Consider the following 25,470-nt stretch of genomic DNA (forward strand, 5'->3'; position numbering starts at 1 on the left):
GCGCACTCTCCCTAAAAGTTACCGCTCCGACGAGGCGCGCGCCGAGCGCGAGTGCCCAGGCTGGCACAGTTTTAGAAGCCCAAGGCCTGGACGGAGAAGTTGAAGCCGAAGTCGCTTTCGCGGCGGCGTCCGTCGTAAATGGAAACGGTGTATTGAACGCTCCAGATATTGCCGAGGTTTTGGCGGAGCCCGTAGGCCTGTTCGTTAAAGCGGCTGCGGCGTGAGTCGTAATGCAGGCGAGTGAGGAGCGTGATGGCCTCGTTTACGGCGACTTCGTAGCGAAGGACGTATTCGTTGATTTCGCGGCGCAGGTAGTGGCTGTCGAGTCGCAGAGACCACGCGGGGCCGTCGCGCAAGGTGAGTCCCGCGTTAACCTCGCGCAGTGAGAAATCGTCCACGCGCGTGCGTTGGTAGAGATCGAATTGAAGCCACGGGGCGGGCATGAAGGCGAGGGCGGCATGCAGGTCGGAGCCGCGGCGTTGTCCGGCCGCGCGGTCGAAGCGCAGGTCTTGGGCGAGGTCGAGCGTGAGCAGGTCGCGCGAGCCGTAGTCGGCTGCGCGCGTTTGCCAGGTGTTATTGAGCCCGAGCCGGAGCAAGTGCTGTGGCTCGAGCGCGTCGATGTTGCGCGTATCGCCGAGCCCGAGGACGGGTAGGTAACTGCTAAACGGTGCGGTATCGATCGGTGGAATCCAGGTGCGGCCTTTTGTCGCTTGCGGGACGTAGCGGTAGCCGAGCGTGGGGGTGAGCAGGTGGCGCAGCCCGTCGATCTGCCAAACGGGGTTTTGATAGTTCCAAGTTTTTGAGGCACGGAGCGCAGCGTCGAAACCGAACTCGCCGAGGAGGCGTGTGTAACGACGTTTGCCTCCGCTCGCCTTGGCGTAGTGCGTGGCGCGTGCACCGACTATCGGCGTAAGGCTAAACCAGTCCGCATGCGAGATGGGCCGCGAGAGCGCTGCGTAGGTATCGAGTCGGTCGCTGCGCGTCGAGGCCGCGCCGGAGCCCGGCGGGCGCTCGCGCAGCGCGGCGGCACTGGCTTGGAGCTGCGCATGGAGCCCGCTTGCGCCGAGCCGCAGGGCGGGCAGGTCAAAGCGGAGTTCGGGCAGCCGCTCTTGCACGGCGGCAAAATCGTTTGGCCGGAGTCGGGCGAGTCCGCTTACAAAAAAACGGTCGGCGGCGTAGACCGCTTGCACGTAGGTATCGGGGCTCTGGTTACGGTAAAACAGGCTGGGGCGAAAGTCGCGCAGCACCTCGGAGTCTTCCCAATAGTGGAGCTGTGCGCTGAGCTGGAGCCGCTCGGTCACGTCCTGCGAGTGCCACCACTGGATGAAGCTGCGGTGCTTGGGCACGGCGCGCCCGAGCCGGTCGCTTAGGCGGTCTCCGTAGTCGTTGATGAAGCCGGTTTGCAGGTCGCCTGCGGTGATGAGCCCGGCTGAGCGTTCGATCTCGTAGTGCGCTTCGGGGCCGAGCATCACGCCGCGTTTTGAGTAGCCGCTAACTACGCCGCCGATTCGGGTGTCAGGGCCGAGCGGGAGGTAGAGCCCCGTTTCTGCAAATGCACCGAGCGTGGAGCGGTAGCCCGCGTCGAAGGACAGGCTGGAGGCGAGCGGGATGTTTAGCCGGTAGGTGAACTTTGGCAGGACGATGGGGGTAAAGGCACCGATGCCGAAGCGGGCATTGCGAGCGACGACATCGCGGTCGTGTCGGTAGCGCACTGAGCGCGCGGCAATGCGCGGCTGGAAGGCACCGGGCTCGTGCGCGATGAGGAGTGCGTCGTGCACGAGCACTTCGTCGCCCGTGCCTTCGGCACTTGTGCCCGAAATGTAATAGGGGGCGCGGCCTAGGCGGATGTTTTGGGCACGGAAACTTTTGTCAGCGCGCCAGTAGTGCAGTGAGTCGGCAAGCAGCCGTTCGCGTCCGCGTGTGAAGGCGACGTGGCCAGCGGCGACAGCCTCGCCAGTCGTATGCGAGTAGCGGATTTCATCGGCCTCAAGGAGGGTTTCCCCATCGGAGAAACGTGCACCGCCGGAGAAGATGACTTCGCCGGAGATCTCGTCGAAGGCGCTGCGCTCGGCACTGAGCTGCGCTTCTCCGGCAGCAGGGGCGGGCGTGGGCTCGCCACTTTCTTCCTGTGCAGGCGAGAGCAGCGCAGCACTTAAGAGTAAGAGGCAAAGGGAGAACGGGTAACGTAGCGACTGGCGAAAAATCACACTCGGCAGCCTTTTGCTGATCAAAGGCTTGTCGAGCGGGCTTTTGAGCCTGCGCGAGCCGGACGCCAAACTCGCTCGCGCAAGGCTTTAGGGCTTAGCTTAGCGTGACGCCTTTGGCTTTGGCGGCGCGGATGAGCGCTTCGGCCATGTCGCTGGGCGTCTCGGCTACCTCGATTCCGCACTCCTTAAAGCTGGCGATTTTGGCGGCGGCGGTGTCTTCGGCTCCGCCTACGATTGCGCCCGCGTGGCCCATCCGACGTCCGGCGGGAGCGGTCGTTCCAGCGATGAATCCGGCGACCGGTTTCTTGCAGTGCGCCTTAATCCAGCGTGCGGCCTCGACTTCGGCGGAGCCGCCGATTTCGCCAATCATGATAATGGCGTGGGTGTCGGGGTCGTCGTTGAAAAGTTTGATGACGTCGAGGTGCGAGGTGCCGTTGACCGGGTCGCCGCCAATCCCGACGCAGGTGGATTGGCCGATGCCGCGCGTGGTGAATTGGTAGACGGCTTCGTAGGTGAGCGTGCCCGAGCGCGAGACGATGCCCACGTGGCCTTTGCGGTGGATGTAGCCGGGGGCGATGCCGATGCGGCAACCGCCGTGCGAATCGGCACCGGTGCCGGGGGTGACGAGGCCGGGGCAGTTGGGGCCGATGAGGCGGGTTTTGCGGCCCTGCATGGCGCGTTTTACGCGCACCATGTCTTTGACGGGAATGCCTTCGGTGATGGCGACGGCGAGGTCGAGCTCGGCGTCCACGCATTCAAGGATGGCGTCGGCGGCGAAGGGCGGTGGGACGAAGATCGCCGAGACGGTTGCGCCGGTTGCGGCGGCGGCTTCGGCAACAGAGTTGAAAATCGGCACGCGGTGCCCGGCGTGTTCAAAGACTTGGCCGCCTTTGCCGGGGGTGACTCCGGCGACGACTGCGCTGCCGTAGTCGAGCGAGAGTTGCGCGTGTTTCGCGCCAAAGGCTCCGGTGATGCCTTGGATGAGGACTTTGGTTTCGGGGGTGACGAGAATGGCCATGATTTAAAGAGCTGAGAGGAGAGAGTGCGGGGGTGGCGTTAGGCGACGAGGGCGACGATTTTTTGCGCGGAGTCGGCCATGCTGTCGGCGGGCGTGAGGGCGAGGCCGGAGGTGGCGAGTGTGGCCTTGCCTTGCGCGGCGTTGTTGCCTTCGAGCCGGACGACGAGCGGGAGCGTGAGGCCGACTTCGCGGACGGCCTCCACGATGCCTTCGGCGATAACGTTACAGTCCATGATGCCGCCGAAGATGTTGACGAGGATGCCGCGCACGTTGGCGTCGCCGAGGATGATTTTGAAGGCGGCTACGACTTTATCCTTCGAGGCACCGCCGCCCACGTCGAGGAAGTTGGCGGGGTTTCCGCCGTAGTGCTTGATGATGTCCATCGTGCTCATGGCGAGGCCCGCGCCGTTGACTAGGCAGGCGATGTTACCGTCGAGCGCGATGTAGGCGAGGTCGTGCTTGGAGGCTTCGATCTCCTTAGGGTCCTCTTCGTTGAGATCGCGTAGGGCGACGAGTTCGGGGTGGCGGTAGAGCGCGTTGGAGTCGAAGGAGACTTTGGCGTCGAGCGCGAGGACTTCGCCGGTCGGGGTAGTGATGAGGGGGTTGACCTCGACCATCGAGGCGTCGGTTTCCCAGAAGCAGGTGTAGAGGGCTTTTAGAAGTTTGGCGGCGTTTTTGGCTTCGGTGCCGCTTAGGCCGAGTGCGGCGATGAGTTCGCGCACTTGGAAGTCGGCGAGGCCGTAGGCGGGATCGACGAAGACCTTGGTGATTTTTTCAGGCGTCTCGTGAGCGACCTTTTCGATTTCTACGCCGCCTTCGGTCGAAGCGACGATGACGGGGCGCGAGCTGGCGCGGTCGAGAAGGATGGCGAGGTAGTATTCCTTAGCAATGTCGCTGGCGGCGGTGAAGTAGATCGTCTGCACCTTGCGACCGGCGGGGCCGGTTTGGGCGGTGACAAGCGTGTTGCCGAGCATCTTGGCCGCGAGCTCGGCGGCATCCGCCTTGGTTTTGCAAAACTTGACGCCACCTTGGAACCCGTCGGTGAAGGTGCCCTTGCCGCGACCACCGGCGTGGATTTGCGATTTTACCATGACCGGGCCTTCGGGGAGTTGGGCGAGGGCAGCGGCAAACTCGTCGGGCGACTTTGCGGGCACACCTGCGGGGACGGGGACGCCAAATTGGGAGAAGAGGGCCTTGGCCTGATACTCGTGGATATTCATGCGGGGGAGTTCTGTGAGAGAGCGGACGAGAAAAACTGGGACGCTGGCGGACGGGCCGAGCCGATGCAGTTAAAAACTTTTGGCACTCCGTCGAAATCGCGTGCGTAGGATTTGGGGGGGCGAGGGCGGCAGCTGCATCAGCCGATGCTTATCCAGCCTGAGCCGCTTCCATCTGGTAGATTATAACAAGGCCTATAACGAAGTCTCCAATACGCCCGAACTTGCTAGCTGCGGCGCGGCGTTTGGAGGGATCGCCCTCATTTGTTTTGTGTGGGCAAAAGGGAGGATTCGTAGACGGCCCAAGAGTAGGGATAGCGGCCAGCGCGAGCTGGCAGAGAGAAGTACGCCTTCCCGCCTTTCGCTCACCGAGTGGTGAGGAGCGCGCGGGCGATTTGGGTTTGTTGTTGGGCGGCGAGGGTTTTTAGACCGCCAGTCGCTAGGGCGAGGAGTTGCTGGAGTTGTTCGTGCGAAAAGGTGGCTTCCTCACCTGCGCCTTGGACTTCGACGAACTGGCCGCTGCCGGTCATCACCACGTTGGCGTCTACTTCGGCGTCGCGGTCTTCGATGTAGTCGAGGTCGAGGACGGGCACTCCCTTTACAATGCCGACACTGACGGCGGCGACGGAGTCGCGAAAGGGGTTTTCGGCGATGCGTTTGGCGTCGATGAGTTTTTGCACGGCGAGGCGCGCGGCGACGTAAGCGCCGGTGATAGAGGCGGTGCGGGTGCCGCCGTCGGCTTGGAGTACGTCGCAGTCGATCCAGAGGGTGTTTTCGCCGAGTTTATCGAGGTCGATGCTGGCGCGTAGCGAACGACCTATGAGCCGCTGGATCTCGACCGAGCGGCCATCTTGTTTGCCGCGCGAGGAGTCGCGTGATTTGCGGTCGAGCGTGGAGTAGGGGAGCATGGAGTACTCGGCGGTGAGCCAGCCGCCTTTGATGCCTTGCTGGCGCATCCAAGCGGGGACTTTGGGCTCGATCATCGCCGCGCAGATGACGCGGGTTTGCCCAAAGGAAACGAGCACCGAGCCGGTGGCGTGTGGGGCGATTCCGAGCTCGAACTGGATGGGGCGGAGTTGGTCGTTGGCGCGTCCGTCGTGGCGGCGATTTGCGTTGCGAGCAGTGGCCGTGGGGACGGGCGAAGGAGCGGTTTCGGACATACTTTGGGCTTGGGTATTTAGTTTTTGAGCAAGGGGTTTGGTGGAGTTTGGCCCGTCATGTGCGCGATAAGCCGGTCGTTGAAATCTTTGGCGGGGTCGTGGCCGATGGTTTTGAGCGCTTGGACGAGCGCGGCGACTTCGACGAGGCGGGCCATGTCGCGCCCAGGGCGCACGTACAGCTCGATGTAGGGGATTTTGACGCCGAGGATCGTGTAGTAGGCTTGCTCGAGGCCGGTGCGCTCTTCTTGGACTTCGGGCGTCCACTCTTGGAGCGTAATGACGAGATCAATCCGTTTTTGATGCCGTACGGATTTGATGCCGAACATTTCCGTAATGTTGATAATGCCGATGCCTCGACACTCCATCCAACCGCGGTTGAGCGGGCGGCTGGTGGCCATGAGTTCGCGCTCGTCGAGGAGTTTGACGACGGTGAGGTCGTCGGCGACGAGCGAGTGACCACGCTGAATGAGGGCGAGTGCGCACTCGCTTTTACCGATGCCGCTGGAGCCGCGCAGGAGGACGCCGACTCCCTTGATGTCGAGCGTAGTGGCGTGCTCGATACCGGTGGGGGCAAACTCGTTATCGATGCACAGGGTCGCCATGTTCACGTATTTCATCGTGATCATGGGGGTGCGAAAGATGGGGAGCCCGATTTGTGCGGCGACTTCGAGCATCCAGAGCGGGGGATGGTAGTTGCGCGTGAGGACGAGGCAGGGGATGTGCTTGCGCGCCATCTCGCGCAGAATGAAGGCGCTGCGCTCGGGGCTGAGACTTTTGAGATAGGTCATCTCGGCGGCCCCGAGTACTTGGATGCGCTTGTTCGCGAAGTATTTGAGGAAGCCGGTTAGCGCGAGGGCGGGGCGGTTGATGGAGCCTTCTTTAATCAGGCGGTATAGGCCCATGCCGGAGCGGGTGAGTAGCTCCATTTGCAGTTTCTCACCGTAGGTGGCGAAAAACTGGCCGACTGTGATGCCGTGGACGTCCTTTTTCACAGAGTGAGATTTGTCAGAGGTTAAAGTCCTCGCCGAGGTAGAACTCGCGGGCTTGGGCGTCGCCGATTAGAAACTGTGCACTGCCATGAGTGAGGACGCGGCCTTGGTGGATGAGGTAGGCGCGGTCGACGATGCGCAGGGTTTCGCGCACGTTGTGATCGGTAATGACGATGCCGATACCGCGCGCTTTGAGCTGGAGGATGATGCGTTGGACTTCGGCGACGGAGATGGGGTCAATCGCCGCGAAGGGCTCGTCCATCAGGAGGAATTTGGGGCGAGTGACGAGGGAGCGGGCGATTTCGAGCCGTCGGCGTTCGCCGCCGGAAAGCGTGAAGGCTTTTTGTTTGGCGACGTGGGTGAGGCTGAGCTCTTCGAGGTGCTGGGCGACACGGGTGCGGCGTTCAGCGCGGGGGACTTGCGTCGCCTCGGCTATGGCAAGAAGGTTTTCTTCGACGGTGAGTTTGCGAAAGACGGAGGGCTCTTGGGGCAGATAGCCGATGCCGAGCCGTGCGCGTTCGTGCATCCGCAGCCGCGTGAGGTCGGTATTGCCTAAGCTGACGAGCCCGCGTGTCGCGGGCACGAGCCCGACAATCATGTAAAACGTCGTAGTCTTGCCCGCCCCGTTGGGCCCGAGCAGTCCGACGATTTCTCCGGGGCGAAAGGAGAGGTCGATGCCGTCGACGACGTTGCGCGGGCCGTAGGTTTTGACGAGACCGTGCGCCGAAAGCGCGTCCTTTTCGTCAGTAGAAACGGAACCAGCGGCATGGGGAGACGTATCGACGAGAGACTCGGACATGTGGGCGCGACTAAGGGTTATTGCGAGTTTCCCGAAGAGCTCGTTGATGCGCGGGGGGCCTTGGTTTCGTCGTCGAAGCCTAGGTCTTTAATCGGCGGCAGCGTGATGCGTGCGGGGGCCTCTGCCGTGCCTTCGATGACGGCGCGCCGCTGGCCACGATAGAGGACGAGTTGGGGGCCGGTGGCCGAGTAGTCTCCGTCGAGGCTGCGAACGATGGGGTTTTCGCTCAAAACGATGCGGTCTTCGCCCGGGAACACCTCGGCACGGCCACAGCTTGCCTCACGGTCGCCTTGGACGATGCGGACGTTACCCGTGGCGACGAGCGACTTAAAGTTGCCGTACTGGCCGAGTGTCGCAGCGGGGTCTCCTTTGCGCGTGGCGACGACTTTTAGGAAGTCGCAGTGCAAGGAGAGGTTGTTGCCGGTGACGACGACCGAGTCGCTAAAGGTCGCGGTGGTCTCGGTATCGGTGCTGATGAGTTCGGAGAGGCCGGCACACTTGATGACGGTGGGCGGCGGCGGCGTGTTTACGGTTTGGCCGTGGGCGGTGAGCGATATGCACCACAGCGTTGCAAATACTATGGGGCCGAAAACGGGGCGGCGGCAGAAATGGCTCATCGGAGGAGGTCGGGCAGGGAGCTTTGGAAGCGGATGCGGGTGTTTTTAGCGATAGAGACTTTTCTCGCGGCGTGCTCATAACGCCAGCCGATGCCGGTGATCTCGACGTCGTCGCGGATGATTCGCACGGGGCCTTCGCCGCTAATCGTTTCTTCGTCGGTGAGCGCGGTGGCTTGCGGGCTGAGTAGGATGGTTTCGATGGCGCTCTGCGCTGTACCGTCGAAGAGCGTAAGGTTGAGGTTGGTCAGTTCGATCTGGTTGGGGCCGACGATTGCTTCGCTGCTTTCGATTAACATCGAGCGGTGGCCTTGTGCGTTAAATGTGGGGAGCCGAAACTGGCTGAGCGGGGCGCGCATGGAGAGGCCGTCGCGCGGAGTGCTGTCTTCCTGTGTGGCGGGGTCGGCTATCGGCTTTTGGGGCTCGGAAGCGCGGACCTGAGAGGCGACCGCGACGAGGAGCGCTGCGGCAAGTAGCGCGGTAACGAGACGGCGACGGGAACTGTGCCGACTGCGCACGCTTAGGAAGATCGTATTCATCGTATCGTGTTACTGCTTAACCGCAGCGGCTTCGGTGCCGCGGTGGGCGCCGAGGATGTGTTCGCAGACTTCGCGGACTGCACCGCGACCGGCGGCGCGGGCGGGGACATAGTTTGCGGCGTCGAGCGCAGAGGGCATGGCTTCAGGTGCGGCGATGCCAACGCCGGCCCAGGAAATCGCGGGCGCATCAATGTCGTCGTCGCCCATGTAGGCGCAGTGTTCGGGGCTGAGCCGGAGGCGCGCGGCGAGCTCGCTGAGCGCGGCGAGTTTGTCGGTGCGCCCTTGGATGAGGTGCGGGATACCGAGTTCGCGTGCGCGGCGGGTGGTGGCTTCGGAGGGGCGGCCACTGATCCACGCGGTGGTGATTCCGGCGCGGGCCAAGCGCACGAGTCCCATCCCGTCGAGGATGGAGAAGACCTTGGCCTCTGTGCCGTCGGAGGCGATTTGGACAGTGCCGTCGGTGAGGACGCCATCGACATCCATCGCGAAAAGCCGGATTTTTGCCCAGTCGGTCGCAGTCGCTGCATTACGTGCGGGAGTGGTCTGTGTCGTGGTCATCCGAGCCAGTTGAGGAGTTGTTCGATAATGCTATCTTGTTGCGGGCGGTACACGTTTTCCAACTCGGAGGAGAAGGGCACAGGGACATCCATCGAGCCGATACGCAGCGGCGGGGCCTTCATGTGGGCGAAGTGGCTTTCGGTGAGTCGTGCAGCGAGCTCCGCGCCGAAGCCGTGTGTGCGCCGGCCCTCGTGGATGATGGCGAGCCGGCCGGTGCGTGCGAGCGAGGTCTCGATTTGGTCGAGTTTTAGCGGTGAGAGCGCGCGAAGGTCGAAGAGGTCGAGGGTGATTTCGTACTCGTCGGCGAGGTAAGCGCAGACGGCTTCCGTGCGGCGAACGGCTTCGCCGTAGCTGATGACGGTAGCGGCGTCGCCTTGGGCGAGCTGCTTGGGCTCCCAGATTTTTTTGTAGTCGGGGTTCCACGCCACCGGCTGTTTAGGGGAGCGGTACAGGGCTTTGTTTTCGAAAAGGAGGACGGGGTTATTGTCTTCGTAAGCGGCGAGCAGCGCGTCGAAGGCGTCTTGCGGAGTGCTCGGGTAAAGGGCTTTGAGCCCGGGGAAGGAGAGGAAGGTCGCTTCTAGTTCCTGCGAGTGGAATGAGCCGAGTTGGACGCTGCCGCAGGGGAAGCGCAGGACGAGTGGGCAGGCCGCACCGGCGCGGAAGAAGTAGGTCGCTGCGTTTTGGGTGATTTGGGTGACGGCTTCGGTGGCGAAGTCGGCAAATTGAAACTCCTCAATCGGGCGGTATCCGCTGAGCGCGAGGCCGATCGCGTAACCGGTGCAGGCACTTTCGGCGAGCGGGGTATTAAAGACGCGGGAGCGGCCAAACTCGTCGAGGAGGCCGTCGGTGACTTTAAAGGCACCGCCGTAGCGGCCAATGTCTTGACCAAGGATGAGCGACTCGGGGCGCTCGCTTAAAATTTTGCGGTGCGCCGCGGTGATGGCTTGCGCAAAGTTAAGCGGCTGTGGCTCGGCAGGGGTCGCCGCCCAAGTGATGGGCGCGCGCGCGGTCGGCGCTGCGAAGAGTTCGCCGAGCATGTCGCCTGCACTCGGGCCGGGGATCGCGAGTGAGTGCTTCACACAGGCTTCGAGGTAGTGGTCGAGCTCGGCTTCGATTTCGCTAAGGGCGCTGTCTTGGCCTTCGCGTACTAGTTTTTCGCGGAATCGCGGTAGCGGGTCGGCGGCGTGGAAGGCGTCGTTTTCGCCGGGCTTTAGGTAGTCGCACGTGTCATACGCGGCGTGGCCGCGCAGCCGAAGGGTGTGTGCTTCGATGAGGATGGGCTGCGAGTTTGCGCGGACTCGGTCGATGGCTGCGCCGAGTGTTTGGGCAAAGGCTTCGGCGTCGGTCGCATCGGCACTGATGCCTTCGATGCCGTAACCGGCGGCGCGTTGCCAGAGTTGCACGTTTTGCGGGTACTGCTCTTCGGTCGGGGTAGAGTAGGCGTAGCGGTTGTTTTCTATGACGAAGACGATGGGCAGCCCGAGCAGTGAGGCGAGGTTGAGTGATTCGTGTACGTCACCCGTGCTGGAGGAGCCATCGCCGAAGAAGGCGAAGCCGACGGCGGGCTCGCCGTTGCGCCGTTGGGCATCGGTAGCGCCGAGGACGTTGGAAATCATCGTGCCGAGGTGGCTAATCATCGGCAGCGAGCGGTTGGCGGGATCACCGTGGTGTACGTTGCCTTCGCGGGCTTTGGTGGGGCTTTGCGCGTTGGCAAAGTATTGGTTGAGGTGCTCGCAGAGGTGCCCACTCCAGATGAGGTGCCCGCCGAGGCCGCGATGGGTGAAGGAGACGACGTCGCGGGCTTTATCCGCTAAAAGTGCGAGTGGGACGATGAGGGCCTCGTTGCCTTGGCCGCCGGTGACCGTGCCTTTGATGAGTCCTTGGCGAAACAGGTCGAGGATACGGTTATCGGTTGCGCGCGAGAGGTACATCCAAGCGTAGAGCTGGAGGAGGGCCTCGGTGCGGCGGTTTTCCAAGTCCTCGCAGCGCAGTGTGCGCGCCTCAAGTCGCGTGGGTATCGTGGGCAACATAACTGGCGGGCGACGCTGGCGGGTTGCGCCGCAGCCTCAATCGTTTTTTGGTCGGTCGTGCCGAAGGGCTTGCGCGTGCCGCTTACGCGAGCGAGTCGAGTTTTTCGATGCGGGGCAGGTGGCGCCCACCCTCGAACGGGGTTGCTAGCCATACGCGGACGATGCGTAGCGCGTCTTCGAGCGAGATCGTGCGTTCGCCCAAGCTTAGGCAATTGGCGTCGTTGTGCGCGCGGTTCCAGATGGCGACTTGCTCGTTCCAACACAAGCCGCAGCGCACACCCTTGACGCGGTTGGCACTCATCGCCTCGCCATTGCCCGAGCCGCCGAGCACGATGCCGCGCTGCACCTCGCCCGCCGCGACGGCACGCGCCACGGGGAAACAATAGTCGGGGTAGTCGCAGCTCGTCTCGCCCGAGTCGGTGCCGTAGTCGCGCACAGTGTGGCCTTCCTCTAGGAGCATGGCCTTAATGGCCTCTTTGTAACGAAATCCGGCGTGGTCGGAGCCGATAGCGATTGAGAACTTCATAGATTCGAGGTGGAGAGAGTGGAGGCGCTTGGCAGCAGGAGAGCTGTGTGAGGTTGTGAGTAAAGCCTTGTGAGGGATTGAGTGTGGCGTAGCGTCCGCTTTGCAACGCTTGTCACCTATGCAAATAACACCCCATTCCCGTCGCCTCCTTTTCTCCTTAGCTGCTGCGCTGTTTGCGCTCGTTATTTCCGGCTGCTCCACGCCCGCTGGCCGGATTACTAAAAACCAAGATGCCTTTGATTCATGGCCGGTCGAAGTGCGCGAAAAGATTCGCGCGGGCGAAGTCGATCTGGGTTTCACGCCGGCCCAAGTGCTCGTCGCCCTCGGCAAACCGACACGCAGCTACTCGCACAAAAGCGAGGGGAGCGAGGCCGAGATTTGGGCTTACTCGGGTAAGTCGGGCAAGTGGCCGGTCGGCCTTTCGGTTGGGCTCGGAGTGGGTCGCAGCAGCGGCGGTTGGGGTAGGGGCACCAGTACCGGTGGCGCAATTGGGATTAACACCGGCAACTATGGGCATGCTGCAGTCGATGAAGCGCTGCGCGTTATCTTCGAGAACGGGGTAGTCGTCGCGGTCGAAGCTCGCCAAAGCTGATTCATCAAGTCGCCACTACGCGTGGTGCGGCAGGCTGTGCCTGCACCCATTTACAGAGCCGCTTAGTTGCCGTGCATTCGCACGGCCACTAAGCGGCTCTGTGAAAAGGAACCCCAAGCTTTGGGACGTGGGTTTACTGGTGATTTTCCCCACTTCGCCCAAACGGGTTATCACTCTACTTTCCCTTTTACTACTCTCCCTGTCGCAACACGACAGGGGGAATGTTTTCAAATTTGGGATTTCGCTTTCGCGCGATAGCGCGATGAGAAATCCCAAATTGAACGGGTGCAGCGATGGACGGCGGGCCAACGAGCCCGCCGCCAAATAAAACAGCCTACGGCTGCCGCCCCACGCGTAGTGGTTCTCAAGGAGTGCTCACCACTTCGCCGCCCCATTTGAGTTTTGTGCGCACGACTGCGAAGTGCGAGTAGTCGTCACGGTGCGCGAGCGGGACTTGGAGCTTTGAGAGGCAGATGTCGATGGGCGAGCCCATGCCTACGCGCAGGTCGAGCTGTCCATCCATCGCGACGAGGAGCGGGCAATCTTCCGTGCGGTTAATGACGCGCAACTTTACTTCTTGGCGGAAGATGATGGCGCGGTTGCTTAGCGTGTGCGGGCAAATCGGTGTCATCGCGATAACGCCTGCGTCGGGGTGGATGATTGGGCCGCCTGCCGAGAGGTTATAGGCGGTGGAGCCGGTGGCGGTCGAAAAAATCAACCCATCGCAATTGTAGGTCGTGACTAGTTCGCCGTCGGCTAAGACTTCGAGCCGGACGATGCGCGAGTTCGCTTCGCTTTTTACTAAAACGTCGTTGAGCGCGAGGTCATGGACTCCCGGCCCGGTCGAGCAATCCAGCATTGCGCGGTGGTCAACATGGAAGCGGCCTGCGAGCAGTTCGGGGAAAAGCTGCAGCGCTTCGTCTGCGGAGAACGTGGTCAAAAAACCGAGGCTACCTTGGTTGACGCCGATGAGGGGGACGTTCCAACGCGCCGCCTCGCGCGCCGTGCCGAGCAGCGTGCCATCGCCGCCGACCACGCAACACGCGTCGCAGCCCTCCAAGTAACCGCGCGGGATCGGGCAGCGCGTGGTTTGCTTGAGTGCGACACCCGCCGCGCGCGTTGCGGCGACCAGCTCGCGAGCGACTTCAGCGGCTCCGTCTTTCTCCTTATTAATGACGAAGGCGATTTTGCGTAAAGGTTTCATAGTTTCGCAGCTAGGGGCCGTTTCATTTTTCGGATGAGTGCGAGGCGCACGGCAATTTGTTAGCAGCCCGTTCTAGTAAGGCTATTGGTTTCGCCGAGTCCGGCCTCTCGTTTGGTCGCGTTGGGCGTTTGGCCTCCGTGACTGGAAGCGGGGGCTTGCTTCTTTAGGACGATCAGGAACTCACGGTTTCCATCGGCTCCGGTGATGGGCGAGTCGATATGGCCGATGAGCTCGGCGGCGGGGAGTTCGGCGAGGGCGAAGTCACGGACTTTCGCGAGGGCGGCGTCTTGCACTGCGGTGTCGCGGATGACGCCACGGCCTTTATCGACCTCGGCCTTTCCGGCTTCAAATTGCGGCTTTACGAGCGCGACGAGCACGCCGGTCTTTGCGCGGACAAAAGGCCACACGGAGGGCAGCACCGAGCAAAGTGAGATGAACGACAAGTCCATGACGACCGCGTCGAAGGCACTGCGCGGCAGATCGCCGGGGCCGAGGTGGCGGGCGTTGACCTTTTCCAAATTGGTGACGCGCGGGTCGTTGCGGAGTTTGGCGTGAAGCTGTGCGCGCCCCACGTCGAGGCACACCGCGCTCGCGGCTCCGGCTTGGAGTGCACAGTCGGTGAAGCCGCCAGTCGAGGCACCGACGTCGAGGAGGTGCGCCCCGCGCAAATCGAGCGCGAAGTGCGCGAGTGCGGCGGCGAGTTTCTCGCCTCCGCGACTGACGAAGCGCGGCGGCTGCTCGACTGTGAGTTCTGAGTCTGTGGGGAGCTCCTTGCCGGGTTTATCAAGTCGCTCGGTGCCGCGTCGCACGCGCCCAGCCATGATGAGCGCCTTGGCCTGTGCGCGCGACTCGGCGAGTCCGCGCACAACGAGCAACTCGTCGAGCCGCTGTTTTTTAGGCGTTGGGGGCTCATTTGATGCAGCGGGTAAGCTCTCAACAAATCGAAACAAGTCAGCGTGAAGGTTCGCGCCTTCAGGCAATCGCTCGCGCCATTCGGCCTCGCTATATTTGCCCGTGCAAATGGCAGTGGCGTGGATGCCTGCGCGTAAGCCCGCCTCGATGTCGCTCTCGCGGTCGCCGACCATCCAGCACTGCGCCGGGTCGAGTGTGTATTTCTCAAGCATCTCGCGGATGAAGCGCGGCGAGGGTTTGCGGTAGCTGTGCGTATCGTCTTCGCTAGGCGGTGGGCTGTGCGCTTCGGGGGCGATACAGATCTCGGTAAAAAGGCCGGGGCCGAGGCCGAGGAGTTCGAACATCCGTGTGTTGCAGGCGTGCACGTCGGCGAGCGTGTAGTAGCCGCGTCCGATGCCCGATTGGTTGGTAAAAAGGAAGAGCCGGTAGCCTTTGCGGAGTGCGTTGCGCAGGGCGTCTCGCGCGCCCGGGATTAGCTCCACGCCTGCCGGATCGGCGAGGTAGTCCTTGTCGTAAATAATCGTGCCGTCGCGGTCTAAAAAGAGGGTCGCCGCCCCTTTTATTTGGCGAGTGCCTCGTTGGGCACTCGTCGTCGCAGTCGCAGGCTCGCTGATTTGGCGTGGCGCCGCGCCGCCGGAAAATTCGTTTTTTGGAGCACTCATAATTAGCCACGCCGGGAGCTGGCGCGGAGTTCTTCGGGAGTGACGGGTGCGGTGCCGAGCTTGCCGACGACGACTCCGGCGGCGGCGTTGGCGAAGTGCGCGGCGGTCTCTAGGTCGGCTCCCGCGCTGAGTGCGAGGACGAGGCTGGCTAGCGCGGTGTCTCCCGCGCCCGAGACGTCGAAGACTTCGCGTGCGGCGGTGGGGATTGTGCGTGTGACTTTCCCGCCGGTGCTGAGCAACAAGCCGTCTTCGCCGAGCGTGATGACGAGGTGGCGCGTGCCGTGTGCACGGTGGATGCGGCGGCAAATCTCGGCTGCCGGATAGGGTGCGTGCGGTGCGGGTTCGAGCCCGGCGAGTTCGTAGGATTCGCGGCGGTTGGGTGTGATGAGGTCGAGGTCGCGAAACTTGAGTTTGCGCTTCGGCTTCGGGTCTAGGGCGATGAATTTACCGGCGGCGCGGGCGAGTTTGGTGACGCGGGCCACGAGCGTATCGGTGAGGATGCCTTTGGCGTAATCGCTTAAAATGACAGCATCGGCGTGTGCGATTTCTTCGGCGAGTAGGGCTTCGGCGGCTTTGGGGGAGAATTGGTACGCACTGGGCGGCGATTCACGGTCGAGGCGGCAGAGCTGTTGGTGCTGCACGAGGACGCGGGTTTTGAGAATCGTGGTGCCTGTGCCCGGGGTGGGCAGGAGTGCGATGTGGTGCGCATCGAGAATGCTGCGCAGGCGACTCCCCGCTTCGTCGTCACTCACGAAACCGGCGACTGTGCAAGCGGCTCCGAGCGAGGCGATGTTGAGTGCGACGTTGGCCGCACCGCCCGCCGTCCAAGTGTCGCGCGCGATGTCGACGACGGGCACGGGGGCCTCGGGCGAGATGCGCGTGGCGTCACCCCAAATGTAGTGGTCGAGCATGACGTCGCCGACGACGAGGATCCGACGCGCGGCGATTTTTTTGAGGAGGGCGTCGAGGGCTTTTAGCGAGAGGTGGCTACTCATCGAATTTCCCAATCGTAAGGGTGAGAGGAGAGGGGTTTTGCGCCGCGCGCGCCGACTTGCACGACGTCTTCGATGCGGCAGCCGCCCAATCCCGGGTAATACAGGCCGGGCTCTACGGTGATGACGCTGCCTTTTTTGAGCGTGTAAGGCTGAGAGTTGACGCGCGGGGCTTCGTGAATGGCGAGCCCGACGCCGTGGCCTGTGCCGTGGAAAAAGCCGACTGAGCCGTGCGGGCCGCGCCGCGTCTCGTAGCCTGCGGCGGCGAAAGTTTTGAGGACTTCGCCGTGAACGTGCGCACCATCGACGCCTTCGCGGACGGCGGCGATGCCCGCACGCTGCGCGGCGTGGACGGTCGCGACGAGGCGGCGCTGGGCTTCGGAGGCGCGGCCTTTTAGGTAAGTGCGGGTCATATCGCCGAAGTAGCCGGTTTTTACGACGCGCGGGAAAATATCGACGATGATTAACTCGTGTGGGCGCAGCGGGCCGTGGCCGCGTTCGTGCGGGTCGCAGGCTTGGTCGCCTCCGGCGGCGATGGTGTCATCGGCACGGCCACCCTCGGCGAGAATCGCGGCTTGGATGGCAAAGTGTAGTCGCTCGGAGCTGAGCGGGCGGCCTTCAAAAATCAGTTCGCGGCCGCGAATTTTTGTGCGACGGAGGATGTCTTCGACCGCACTGAAGCCGACCGAGCTGAGTCGATTTCCCTCGCGGATAGCGGCGGCTTCGCGGGGGCTTTTGATTTCACGTTCGGGAAAGAGCGGCCCATCGGCGATTTCAACTTCTACGCCGAGCGCGCCGAGCTTGACGAAGAGCGCGGCGGGGAAATCGCTGGCCACGCGGAAACGGCGGATGCGTTTGGCCTTGGCGATCGTGGCGATGATTTCGGCGGGGCCGATGGCGACCGGTGTGCGAGTGCGGGCCGAAGTGGTGTTTTTGGCGCGGGCGGAGAACGCTTTTTTTGCGCGTTCGCTCCATTCTTCGAGGGCGAGAACTTCGTCGAAACTGCGGGCTTTTTTTACGCGGCCAAACTCAAGCGCACTTTGCACCGTGTAGCGTTTGCCGCCAATGCCGAAGGCGATGAAGGGGTCGTGCACGTCCACTCGGCTAAAGTAGAGCTGGTCGGCGTTGGTCGCAGTGTCCGCGTAGATTAAAGTGGCGGCTTCTCTTGATTTTTTCTCGGAAGCAGGGGACGAGCGCGGAGAGGTCACGTGGGGAGAACGAGGGTTGATTGTGGTCAGGTGGGCGATTAGCCACCGCGTCCGTGAAAAACGCAAATCTGCTTTCCCCTTTCCCTCTGCGTCTGTGGTGCGCGCTGTTGTTGGTGTGCGGCGGCGTATTTTTTAGTGGCGGCTGCTCGGCCGATGAGGGAGCGAGTGCGGCGGCCGTGCCGAAGACGGGGGCGGACTGGTTTGAGCTTTCCGTGGGCGGGCAGCCGCTGCGCGTGCAGTTGGCGCTCACGCCTTCCGAGATGCAGCGCGGGCTGATGGAGCGGCGTGACTTGGGCGCGGATGAGGGGATGCTATTTGTCTATGTGCGGCCCGACCAGATGTCGTTTTGGATGCGCAACACGCCGCTGCCGCTCGATATCGGGTTTTTCGATGCCGAGGGCGTTCTGCGCGAGATTTACCCGCTGCATCCTTTCGACGAACGGCCTGTGCGCTCGCGCAGTTTGCGGCTTCAATTCGCACTCGAAGTTAATCGCGGCTGGTTTAAGGCGCAGGGGCTCGCGCCTGGTGCACAGCTTGATCTTTCCGCACTCACTGCCGCGCTGCGCGAGCGCGATTTCCGGCCCAATCAATTTGGGCTAAAAGAGGAGTCGTAGACTCTTTTAAATTTGGCGGGCCGCCTGAGGACGTGCGCAGGACGGGCTTAGCCGCCAAGGCTAGCGCACTTGACGCCGCCAAGGCTGACGCACTTGACGCCGCCGCGCCGTCGTCAAGCTGAGCTCACAGCGGACCGCCGGGCTCCATCTCAACCGTCTCCTTTGGCACTTGGTTATCAGTGCGTACGACGAGCACCGGCTCCTTCGTTTTTACCCAAGTGTTGTATTCCTTAAAGTGTTTGGCGGGGACGTTTTCGAGCGTCTCGCCGATTGTGGAGACGGGCAGCAAGCTGCCCTTTTTCGTGTCGTTAAAGTCGTAAGCGGCGCGGCAAATCCGGTCGGGTGTGGTGCCGACGTTATCCTCCTCGGGGATTTGCAAGACCCAGCCCACGAAGTCGTCTTTGGGGAGTTTGTGCTCAGGGTCGGAGACGAGGATGACGAACTGTTTTTTGATTGGCGGGGGCTTGTCCTCCTCGCTCGGGTCGGGCTGCACAGCCAGCCGCAACTCATCTAGGACGCGTCGTAGCAGTGCGGGCTCTAGCTCGTTTTTCTTTAAAATCTCGGCGACCTTGTTGACGTCAATTTTGGGCATGGCGGGGCGGGGAGTTCGGCGCGAGTCTGGGGCGAGTGCAAGGTTTTGAGTGGGGGAGGGCGCTTTGGTGCGCGCCGTTCGCTTGTTCGCTTAACTGTTTTTGGGGCGGATCTTGTTAGGGATTTATGAGGACGCCTTTGGGTTCTTTTGGCCGGTGGTTTGAGCGGCCGGAGATGCGCCCGGGACCAGTGCGTGCGCTCAGGCGCACGATTTCATCGAACTGTTTCGGGGTGATGAGACGGCGAGGCAGCCGTCGCTCGGCTTCGGCGATGAGTCGCGCGCGGTCGTCATCCGTCGGCTCATGTGGCTCCCAAGCTGTGTGGTGACCTTGGTGGCGGGTCCACTCGATATTGCCGCCGTGGATGACGACGCTGATTTCGTATTTGCCTTGTTCCGGGTCGCGGCTCCACCAGCCGAATTTGGTGCTCATAAGGGGTTGCGAGGAGGGGAAACGGGATGTGGAGCGGTTATTGGAGAAAGTGGTTTTGGGGTGTGTAGGGGCGACATGAATACGCGCGACTATCGGCTGCCGAGGAGGTCCTCGACGAGTCCGCCCACTTGGAATTCTCGGTAGCTTGGCGGTGGCACGAAAAGATCGTCAGCTTGTGCGTTTTGCTGCACGGACAAAGTCTCCATGCTGAGTGTGTTTTTGCTGCCCGGGAGGCTTTGCACGCGCAGGGGGAAGAAGCCTTTGCCTGCTAAGGCTGACACCCACGGCGGGGCAAACTTTGCGTCCGCCTCCGCTGCTAGGCCGAGCCCCATGAAGCTGCCGAGCTGGTCGGTCGCCCAGACTTCAAAGGCGTCGCTCTCGTCGCGGACGAGGTACTTGGTGCAGCGATAGCCAAGGATTTTTTTGCGGGCGCGGGTCGGCTCGATTGTGACAGTGTCGATGTTGTGCCCGAGTGCGACTTGGGCACTGTTTTCTAGGGACATCGTGACGAAGAGCGGCTGCCCGGGCAGGAGCACGAATACCTCGTTTTTGAAGAAATCGACGATCGTGACCGCTCGCACGCCTTCGCTGACCTCAAGCTCGGTGCGCAGCCGCGAAGACTTTACTTTGTAGTCAAAGACGTGTGTGCCGACCCGGTCGTGGGTGACCTTGATTGTGGCCGTGCCCTCAAAGGGTTTTATCGCTGCCGACTTTGCGCGAGCTGCGTTGGCAGGTGTAAGCGCAGCACTGAGCAAGGCGAGGGTTGCAAGGGCGAGGTGGCGGAGGCGTTTGGGCATGAGTGTTTTTTAGCAGGCGGAGGATCTCAAGTGGTGCGGCTCGGCAGGGCAAGTGCGCATCCGGCTTGCGCTACTACGTGCTATGCGGCACTTGGTCAGCAATGGCCGTATTTGGTTCCCTCAATACTGTGCGTACGCAAACGATTGGTTGGCCGGGCTTTGCGGCTGCGTTTGCCTACATTGATGCCTTGTTTCGTGAAGCGAGTGAGCGGCGCGCGCAGCTCTTCGCGCTTAAAGAGGGAGAGAGCCAGCGGCAGGATTTGGAGGGCGGGGCCTTTGCTATTGCGCAAGTCTACGCGGCGCGTCCGCGCTATGGCGTTTTTGAGTCGCACCGCCGCTATCACGATATCCAAGTCGTGGTTGCGGGGGAGGAGCAGATTGAGGTCGCAGAGACTGCGCTTCTGACGCTCACACAAGCCTATGACGAGGAGCGGGACGTTGCTTTCTACGCTGATTACGCGGCAGGGAGCGTGTTGCGATTCAAGGCGGGCGAAGTGGCGGTTTTCGCGCCCTGCGACGGGCATATGCCGAGCGTGCGTAGTGATGGCTTTGATACCGGAAGTGCTGGGGGAGGGCTCGTTTACAAAGTCGTCGTTAAAGTGCCGGTCGAGTAATGCGGCGCGCCTAAGTGGCGAAAATCGCCATCGTGAGTTCGCGCCAAAAAAAAGCGGACACCCGAAAGTGTCCGCCTTGGAAATGGGAGAGTGGACGTGCGGCCAACGCGCGACACGCCAAGAAAAAGAAACCTAAGCTTTGCCTCCGAAGGAGACGTAGTCGTCGAGGTCGATGAGGTCGGCGAAGTTGCGGATGTCCTCACGCGCTGGGGCCGCGTCTTTAAAGACACCGCCGAACCAAACGTGGCTGTCGGCACTGCCCGGGCCCGCTTCAATTGCCCAGTCTGACCATGCTTTGATCTCGAAGGGAGTGCGGCTGCTCTTCTCGCCAATCCAAGCGAGCATCTCGCTGTCGCTTTTTCCAGTGGCGAGTTGCGCCTTAAACTCCTCGGCGTCGATTCCCGCGAAGCCGAAGAAGAGTTGGTCGAGCGGCGAGTTATACTGGTAAGCGCCGAGCTTATCGGCGTTGGCGGCTCGGCCCTTGTCGAGGAGCCGGGGCAGGTGGACATAGCCGCCGAGCTTGGCGCGCATGCTGCGCGGGGGATGCTGAGTGAGGTCAGGAGCAGATAGATTAATAGCCATAGGGGTTAGTAAAGGAAGCGGCGGAGGGTGAACGCACTAGGCAACTTGTCAAAGCCGCCGCCAAAAAAAGAATGAAAAAGGACAGTTTCCCTTGGCGGACTCCCCAAAGAGGAGTCGCGACGTTTTGAGTGCGCCGTGTGCAGTTTTCTGTGGGCGAAGTGGAGGCAAGGCAGTGTCGCGTTTTTTTTGCGGTTTTTTTGTAAAAAGGGCTTGTCAGGGTGCTGCGGGTGTACGAGCTTGCAGTCCCTCCCGCCTAAAACGGAGTGTCGAGCTTACGCTCCGCTCCGTTTATCGCCCGGCCCTCGTGGCCGGGCGATTTTTTTTGTGGGTAGTGCCGACACTCATTTTGACGCGCGGCGGCGCTGGCCGACGCGTCAGAGAAAATGAGAGAGCGCTTTAGGCGCTTGTTTGGCGGCACCTTACAGGCTACAGCGCAAGGAGTCGGAGGGTTGGCGCTTATCTTGTTAACTTAGAGTGAGTTTCGTTTTAAAAAAGATTTTCAAGAAAAACGCTTGCCGAGGGTGTGGGTGGTGCTAGCGTCCGCCTCTTTTCGCCAAATTTCACCCGTAAATTTTTAGTATGCCGACCATCAATCAGCTCGTTCGCAAAGGCCGCCGCAAGGTTGTGGCCAAGTCGAAATCTCCGGCTTTGGACAGTAACCCGTTTCGCCGTGGCGTTTGCGTGCAGGTGATGACGCGCACGCCTAAGAAGCCGAACTCCGCTATTCGTAAGGTCGCTAAGGTGCGTCTGACCAACGGGATCGAGGTTATTTCCTATATCCCGGACGAGGGCCACTCACTGCAAGAGCACTCCATCGTGCTGGTGCGCGGCGGTCGTGTAAAGGACTTGCCCGGTGTGCGTTACCATATCGTGCGCGGTGCACTCGACGCGACCGGTGTCGAGAAGCGTCGCCGCAGCCGTTCCAAATACGGGGTCAAGCGTCCGAAGGCCAAGTAAGGCGAGCCCACACACTACAACCCATTTCTCCGCTAACACCACGCCATGTCACGTCGCCACAGAGCCACTAAGCGCAAGATCACGCCGGATGCCCGCTACAACAGCCCGCTGGTTGCCCACCTCGTCAATGTCGTCATGAAGGACGGCAAGAAGAACACCGCGCAGCGCATCGTTTATGGTGCCTTTGAAAAAGTGTCCGAGAAGCTAGATAAGGGAAACCCCGTCGACTTGCTGCTCGGCGCGATGGAAAACACCCGTCCGCGTCTCGAGGTGAAAAGCCGCCGCGTGGGTGGGGCGACGTATCAAGTGCCCGTGGAGATTTCGTTTGAGCGGCAGGAGTCGGTCGCGCTTCGCTGGCTCGTGGCCGCAGCCAACAACCGCAAGGCGATGCCGATGCGCGACGCGCTGGCCGCCGAAATCGTCGATGCTTACAACAACACGGGAGTCGTAGTTAAGAAGAAGGACGACACGCACCGGATGGCCCAGGCCAACCGCGCCTTCGCTCATCTCCGCTGGTAAAAGAATCGTCGTCGTCCGAAAATGTCCTCCTCCATTTCCATTGTTACTGAGAAGTCGAAGATCTCTGCGGCGAATGCCAAAGACCGCCCGTTCCCGCTAGAGTGGACGCGCAACATCGGTATTGCCGCGCACATCGACGCCGGCAAGACCACGACGAGCGAGCGCATCCTGTTTTACTCGGGTGCAGTCCACAAAATCGGCGAAGTCCACGAAGGCACCGCGGTGACTGACTGGATGGAGCAGGAGCGCGAACGTGGTATCACGATTACGGCGGCGGCGATTTCCTGTGCGTGGGATGCGGCGAGTGGCCCGTGGAAAGGGATTAAGCAGCGTATCAACATTATCGATACGCCCGGACACGTTGACTTTACGGCGGAGGTTGAGCGCTCGATGCGTGTGCTCGATGGCGCGGTCGCGGTGTTCTGTGCAGTCGCCGGGGTGCAGCCCCAATCGGAGACGGTTTGGCGTCAGGCGAACAAATACAACGTCCCGCGTATCGCGTTCGTAAACAAGATGGACCGCACGGGAGCGGATTTCTTTCGCGCCATCGGGGAGATGCGCGAAAAACTCGGTGCCAACGCGCATGCGCTCTACATTCCGATCGGCAAGGAGGACGACTTTAACGGCGTCGTCGATCTGGTGCAGAACTGCGCTTACATTTTCGGCGACGAGGAAGACTCGCTCGGCCTGAAGCCCCGCACGTCGGCCATTCCCGCTGAGCTCGCGGCTCAGGCGAAGGAATACCGTGAGAAGCTCATCGAGGCCGCCTCGGACTTCGATGACGTGATTGCCGAGAAATACCTCGGCGGCGAAGAAGTCACCGTTGAGGAGCTGCAAGTCGCGATTCGCAAGGCGACGATCTCGATGAATTTCGTGGGCGTTGTCCCCGGCTCGGCCTTTAAGCGCAAGGGCGTGCAACGCCTCCTGGACTGCGTCGTTAACTACCTGCCCAACCCGCTCGACATCGATGAGATCAAGGGCGTGGACTCCGACGGTAACGAGGTCGCCGTCAAGGTTGATGACAACTGCAAGCTCGCCGGCTTGGCCTTCAAACTTTGGAGTGACCCGTTTATCGGAAAGCTCGTTTTCTACCGCGTTTACACCGGCAAGCTCCCGAAAGGCACACCCCTCTACAACCCGCGCACCCGCCGCAGCGAGCGTGTCTCACGTCTCGTCTTGATGCGTGCGATGGACCGCGACGAAATCGACGTCGCCTACTCGGGTGACATTTGCGCGCTCGTCGGAGTTAAAGATGTCATTACCGGCGACACCCTTTGCGACGAAGGCTATGATGTCCGGCTTGAGCCGCCGTCCTTCCCCGAGCCGGTTATCTCGATGTCGATCGAGCCCAACAGCAAGGCCGACCAAGAGAAGATGAGTAACGCGCTTCAGCGACTCGTCGCCGAAGACCCGACCTTGAAAGTCTCGACTGACGAGGACACGGGCCAAACGATTCTCTCCGGCATGGGCGAGCTGCACCTCGACATCATCCGCGACCGGATGAAGCGCGAATTCAAGGTCGAGGCCGCCTCTGGGAAACCCCAAATCGCCTACCGCGAAACCATCCTCGGCAACGCGACCGGCGAGGGCAAATTCATCCGCCAATCCGGTGGTAAAGGCCAATACGGCCATGCGGTCGTCAAGATCGAGCCCAATGAAAAGGGCAAGGGCATCGAGGTCGTTAACGAAATCGTCGGCGGCGTCATTCCCAAGGAATTTATCAAGCCGACCACGGACGGCATCATGGAAGGTGCCAACAATGGCGTCGTCGCGGGTTACCCGGTCGTCGATATCATCGTGCGCATCGTTGATGGCTCCTTCCACGATGTGGACTCCTCGGAGCTGGCCTTTAAGATGGCGGGCATCTTCGCCTTCAAGGAAGCGATGAAGGCCGCCAACCCGATTCTCCTTGAGCCGATCATGTCGGTCGAAATCACGACTCCCGAGGAGTATCAAGGTGACCTCATGGGCGACGTGAACCGCCGCCGCGGCCAAATCCAAGGGATGGAGTCGAAGGCCGGTGCCTGCATCGTCGCCGCTCATGTCCCGCTCGAAATGCTTTTTGGCTACGTGACGGATATTCGCTCCCTCTCCAAAGGCCGCGCGAGTGCGTCGATTACGCCGTCGCACTTCGAGCAAGTGCCCAACTCGATCCTCGCCAAAATCGTCGAGACCAGTTCCCGCGCTCCTGCTCGCAGCTAAGCGCGTCCCCGTCGCCGCGACTCCTCGACTCACCCACCCAGCATTTTCGCAACCCATTTTTAACCTGCCATGAAAGGCCAACGCATTCGCATCAAACTCAAAGGCTTCGATTACCGCGTAATCGATCAGTCGGCCCAAGAGATCGTCGAGACCGCCAAACGCTCCGGTGCGCGTGTCTCGGGGCCCATTCCGCTGCCCACGCGCATCGAAAAGCTCTCGGTAAACCGCTCCCCCCACGGCGACAAAAAGTCGATGGAGCAGTTCGAGTCGCGCACACACAAGCGACTCATCGACATCATCGAGCCCACCGCGCAGACCGTCGATGAGCTCAAGAAACTCAACCTACCCTCCGGCGTAGACATCACGATTAACGTATAAATTTAAGTTCCCACAGTTAGCAGATGCCCAAGTGCGGGCCGTCTACGCGACGAAATCCCGCACCGCTGGAGTCCCTGACTAATGTAGGTCTTAGGAAACTTTCCACCTACCGCTTAGCCCTATGATTACATCCCTTTTAGGCAAAAAACTCGGTATGACGCAGGTCTACGACGCGAACAACGTCCTAGTCCCCGTCACGGTAGTCGAGGCCGGTCCCTGCTCAGTTGTGCAGGTAAAGACCACGGAGCGCGACGGCTACAACGCCGTGCAGCTCGGCTTCGCCACCAAGAAAGACAAGAACGCCTCGCTCGCCGAGCTTAACCACGCGAAGAAGGCCGGCCTCGACTCCGCGCCCCGCGTCCTTAGCGAAGTGCGGCTCGACTCCGCTCCGGAAGCCAAGCCCGGCGACACCGTCACCGTCGAGATTTTCAGTGAAGGCCAGTTCGTGGATGTCTTTGGCACCTCGAAGGGCAAAGGCTTCCAAGGCGTCATGAAACGCTTCCGCGTCGGCGGTGGCCCTGCCTCGCACGGCTCGATGTTTCACCGCCGTATCGGCTC

The 25,470-nt window shown here is 61.6% G+C and carries 27 protein-coding genes; 8 read left to right on the top strand and 19 right to left on the bottom strand.

The features are described 5' to 3' along the window. Window positions 1-71: 71 nt before the first annotated feature. From AXK12_RS06335 to rpiB, 11 genes are all read right to left on the bottom strand, one after another. Window positions 72-2,231, bottom strand: coding sequence for an LPS-assembly protein LptD (locus AXK12_RS06335; protein ID WP_156468908.1), 2,160 nt, complete (start codon window positions 2,229-2,231; stop codon window positions 72-74). A 70-nt stretch (window positions 2,232-2,301) separates the two neighbouring features. Then, entirely contained in the window at window positions 2,302-3,225 is a 924-nt protein-coding gene (gene sucD / locus AXK12_RS06340; protein WP_068712598.1) for a succinate--CoA ligase subunit alpha, read from the bottom strand. Between the two features lie 38 nt (window positions 3,226-3,263). After that, complete coding sequence (gene sucC / locus AXK12_RS06345; protein WP_068712600.1) at window positions 3,264-4,445, bottom strand: ADP-forming succinate--CoA ligase subunit beta; 1,182 nt, start codon at window positions 4,443-4,445, stop codon at window positions 3,264-3,266. 362 nt (window positions 4,446-4,807) lie between these two features. Beyond that, window positions 4,808-5,602 carry a ribonuclease PH gene (gene rph, locus AXK12_RS06350; RefSeq protein WP_068712603.1) on the bottom strand — a complete coding sequence of 265 codons (795 nt, stop codon included), beginning with the start codon at window positions 5,600-5,602 and terminating at the stop codon, window positions 4,808-4,810. Between the two features lie 17 nt (window positions 5,603-5,619). Beyond that, a complete protein-coding gene (hprK, locus tag AXK12_RS06355; protein ID WP_068712605.1) occupies window positions 5,620-6,594 on the bottom strand; it encodes an HPr(Ser) kinase/phosphatase in 975 nt (324 codons plus the stop codon). Window positions 6,595-6,607: 13 nt separating this feature from the next. Beyond that, the gene (gene lptB / locus AXK12_RS06360) at window positions 6,608-7,390 is read right to left on the bottom strand and encodes an LPS export ABC transporter ATP-binding protein (protein ID WP_068712607.1); all 783 of its coding nucleotides are present in this window, start codon (window positions 7,388-7,390) and stop codon (window positions 6,608-6,610) included. Window positions 7,391-7,407: 17 nt separating this feature from the next. Further along, a complete protein-coding gene (locus tag AXK12_RS06365) occupies window positions 7,408-8,007 on the bottom strand; it encodes an LptA/OstA family protein (RefSeq protein ID WP_068712609.1) in 600 nt (199 codons plus the stop codon). Further along, window positions 8,004-8,543 carry an LptA/OstA family protein gene (locus AXK12_RS06370; RefSeq protein ID WP_068712611.1) on the bottom strand — a complete coding sequence of 180 codons (540 nt, stop codon included), beginning with the start codon at window positions 8,541-8,543 and terminating at the stop codon, window positions 8,004-8,006. The genes AXK12_RS06365 and AXK12_RS06370 overlap by 4 nt, the downstream gene beginning before the upstream one ends. A gap of 9 nt (window positions 8,544-8,552) precedes the next feature. Beyond that, window positions 8,553-9,101 (bottom strand): KdsC family phosphatase, encoded by a 549-nt coding sequence (locus AXK12_RS06375; RefSeq protein ID WP_068712613.1) that lies wholly within the window; start codon window positions 9,099-9,101, stop codon window positions 8,553-8,555. Beyond that, window positions 9,098-11,131 carry an alpha-ketoacid dehydrogenase subunit alpha/beta gene (locus tag AXK12_RS06380; protein WP_068712615.1) on the bottom strand — a complete coding sequence of 678 codons (2,034 nt, stop codon included), beginning with the start codon at window positions 11,129-11,131 and terminating at the stop codon, window positions 9,098-9,100. Before AXK12_RS06380 ends, AXK12_RS06375 begins: the two co-directional genes overlap by 4 nt. Before the next feature lie 82 nt (window positions 11,132-11,213). Then, the gene (gene rpiB, locus AXK12_RS06385) at window positions 11,214-11,657 is read right to left on the bottom strand and encodes a ribose 5-phosphate isomerase B (protein WP_068712617.1); all 444 of its coding nucleotides are present in this window, start codon (window positions 11,655-11,657) and stop codon (window positions 11,214-11,216) included. Between the two features lie 118 nt (window positions 11,658-11,775). Here rpiB and AXK12_RS06390 point away from each other — a divergent pair, with 118 nt between their 5' ends. Beyond that, entirely contained in the window at window positions 11,776-12,249 is a 474-nt protein-coding gene (locus tag AXK12_RS06390) for a hypothetical protein (RefSeq protein WP_068712619.1), read from the top strand. A 364-nt stretch (window positions 12,250-12,613) separates the two neighbouring features. Here the strand turns inward: AXK12_RS06390 and AXK12_RS06395 are convergent, their stop codons facing one another. Genes AXK12_RS06395 through AXK12_RS06410 form a run of 4 tightly spaced genes read right to left on the bottom strand, consistent with a single transcriptional unit; the run spans window position 12,614 to window position 17,227 of the window. After that, the gene (locus AXK12_RS06395) at window positions 12,614-13,453 is read right to left on the bottom strand and encodes an NAD(+)/NADH kinase (RefSeq protein WP_068712621.1); all 840 of its coding nucleotides are present in this window, start codon (window positions 13,451-13,453) and stop codon (window positions 12,614-12,616) included. Between the two features lie 59 nt (window positions 13,454-13,512). Further along, window positions 13,513-15,027, bottom strand: coding sequence for a TlyA family rRNA (cytidine-2'-O)-methyltransferase (locus AXK12_RS06400; protein ID WP_231863569.1), 1,515 nt, complete (start codon window positions 15,025-15,027; stop codon window positions 13,513-13,515). A gap of 2 nt (window positions 15,028-15,029) precedes the next feature. Next, the gene (locus AXK12_RS06405) at window positions 15,030-16,022 is read right to left on the bottom strand and encodes a bifunctional heptose 7-phosphate kinase/heptose 1-phosphate adenyltransferase (RefSeq protein ID WP_068712623.1); all 993 of its coding nucleotides are present in this window, start codon (window positions 16,020-16,022) and stop codon (window positions 15,030-15,032) included. Continuing rightward, entirely contained in the window at window positions 16,019-17,227 is a 1,209-nt protein-coding gene (locus AXK12_RS06410) for a M24 family metallopeptidase (RefSeq protein ID WP_156468910.1), read from the bottom strand. The genes AXK12_RS06405 and AXK12_RS06410 overlap by 4 nt, the downstream gene beginning before the upstream one ends. A 53-nt stretch (window positions 17,228-17,280) precedes the next feature. On the opposite strand from AXK12_RS06410, the gene AXK12_RS06415 reads away from it, so the two are divergent. Then, complete coding sequence (locus AXK12_RS06415; RefSeq protein WP_231863570.1) at window positions 17,281-17,841, top strand: DUF192 domain-containing protein; 561 nt, start codon at window positions 17,281-17,283, stop codon at window positions 17,839-17,841. A 124-nt stretch (window positions 17,842-17,965) separates the two neighbouring features. On the opposite strand, the gene AXK12_RS06420 is transcribed toward AXK12_RS06415, so the two are convergent. The 3 genes from AXK12_RS06420 to AXK12_RS06430 all read right to left on the bottom strand — a co-directional run bounded on the left by AXK12_RS06420 (window position 17,966) and on the right by AXK12_RS06430 (window position 19,660). Then, window positions 17,966-18,433, bottom strand: coding sequence for a hypothetical protein (locus AXK12_RS06420; protein ID WP_068712626.1), 468 nt, complete (start codon window positions 18,431-18,433; stop codon window positions 17,966-17,968). A gap of 115 nt (window positions 18,434-18,548) precedes the next feature. Next, window positions 18,549-18,863: a hypothetical protein gene (locus AXK12_RS06425; RefSeq protein WP_231863571.1), complete on the bottom strand. Its 315-nt coding sequence runs from the start codon at window positions 18,861-18,863 to the stop codon at window positions 18,549-18,551. Between the two features lie 89 nt (window positions 18,864-18,952). Next, on the bottom strand, window positions 18,953-19,660 hold the full coding sequence (locus AXK12_RS06430; protein ID WP_068712628.1) for a DUF4412 domain-containing protein: 708 nt from the start codon (window positions 19,658-19,660) through the stop codon (window positions 18,953-18,955). 101 nt (window positions 19,661-19,761) lie between these two features. Between AXK12_RS06430 and AXK12_RS06435 the strand changes: the two genes are divergently transcribed. Beyond that, window positions 19,762-20,274, top strand: a complete 513-nt coding sequence (locus AXK12_RS06435) for a NanQ anomerase/TabA/YiaL family protein (protein WP_068712630.1) — start codon at window positions 19,762-19,764, stop codon at window positions 20,272-20,274. A gap of 132 nt (window positions 20,275-20,406) precedes the next feature. Here AXK12_RS06435 and AXK12_RS06440 read toward each other — a convergent pair whose 3' ends face one another. Further along, window positions 20,407-20,856 carry a DUF5069 domain-containing protein gene (locus AXK12_RS06440; RefSeq protein ID WP_068712632.1) on the bottom strand — a complete coding sequence of 150 codons (450 nt, stop codon included), beginning with the start codon at window positions 20,854-20,856 and terminating at the stop codon, window positions 20,407-20,409. A gap of 579 nt (window positions 20,857-21,435) precedes the next feature. Here AXK12_RS06440 and rpsL point away from each other — a divergent pair. The 5 genes from rpsL to rplC all read left to right on the top strand — a co-directional run. Then, window positions 21,436-21,813, top strand: coding sequence for a 30S ribosomal protein S12 (gene rpsL, locus AXK12_RS06445; RefSeq protein WP_068630664.1), 378 nt, complete (start codon window positions 21,436-21,438; stop codon window positions 21,811-21,813). A gap of 45 nt (window positions 21,814-21,858) precedes the next feature. After that, window positions 21,859-22,332 (top strand): 30S ribosomal protein S7, encoded by a 474-nt coding sequence (gene rpsG / locus AXK12_RS06450; protein WP_068712634.1) that lies wholly within the window; start codon window positions 21,859-21,861, stop codon window positions 22,330-22,332. Window positions 22,333-22,353: 21 nt separating this feature from the next. Beyond that, on the top strand, window positions 22,354-24,534 hold the full coding sequence (gene fusA / locus AXK12_RS06455) for an elongation factor G (RefSeq protein ID WP_068712636.1): 2,181 nt from the start codon (window positions 22,354-22,356) through the stop codon (window positions 24,532-24,534). A gap of 69 nt (window positions 24,535-24,603) precedes the next feature. Next, the gene (gene rpsJ, locus AXK12_RS06460; RefSeq protein WP_068712638.1) at window positions 24,604-24,912 is read left to right on the top strand and encodes a 30S ribosomal protein S10; all 309 of its coding nucleotides are present in this window, start codon (window positions 24,604-24,606) and stop codon (window positions 24,910-24,912) included. Between the two features lie 121 nt (window positions 24,913-25,033). Continuing rightward, window positions 25,034-25,470, top strand: a 437-nt coding sequence (gene rplC, locus AXK12_RS06465) for a 50S ribosomal protein L3 (RefSeq protein ID WP_068712664.1), incomplete at its 3' end; no start/stop codon positions are given.

It is taken from the genome of Cephaloticoccus capnophilus (genome assembly GCF_001580045.1).
Lineage (GTDB): Bacteria > Verrucomicrobiota > Verrucomicrobiia > Opitutales > Opitutaceae > Cephaloticoccus > Cephaloticoccus capnophilus.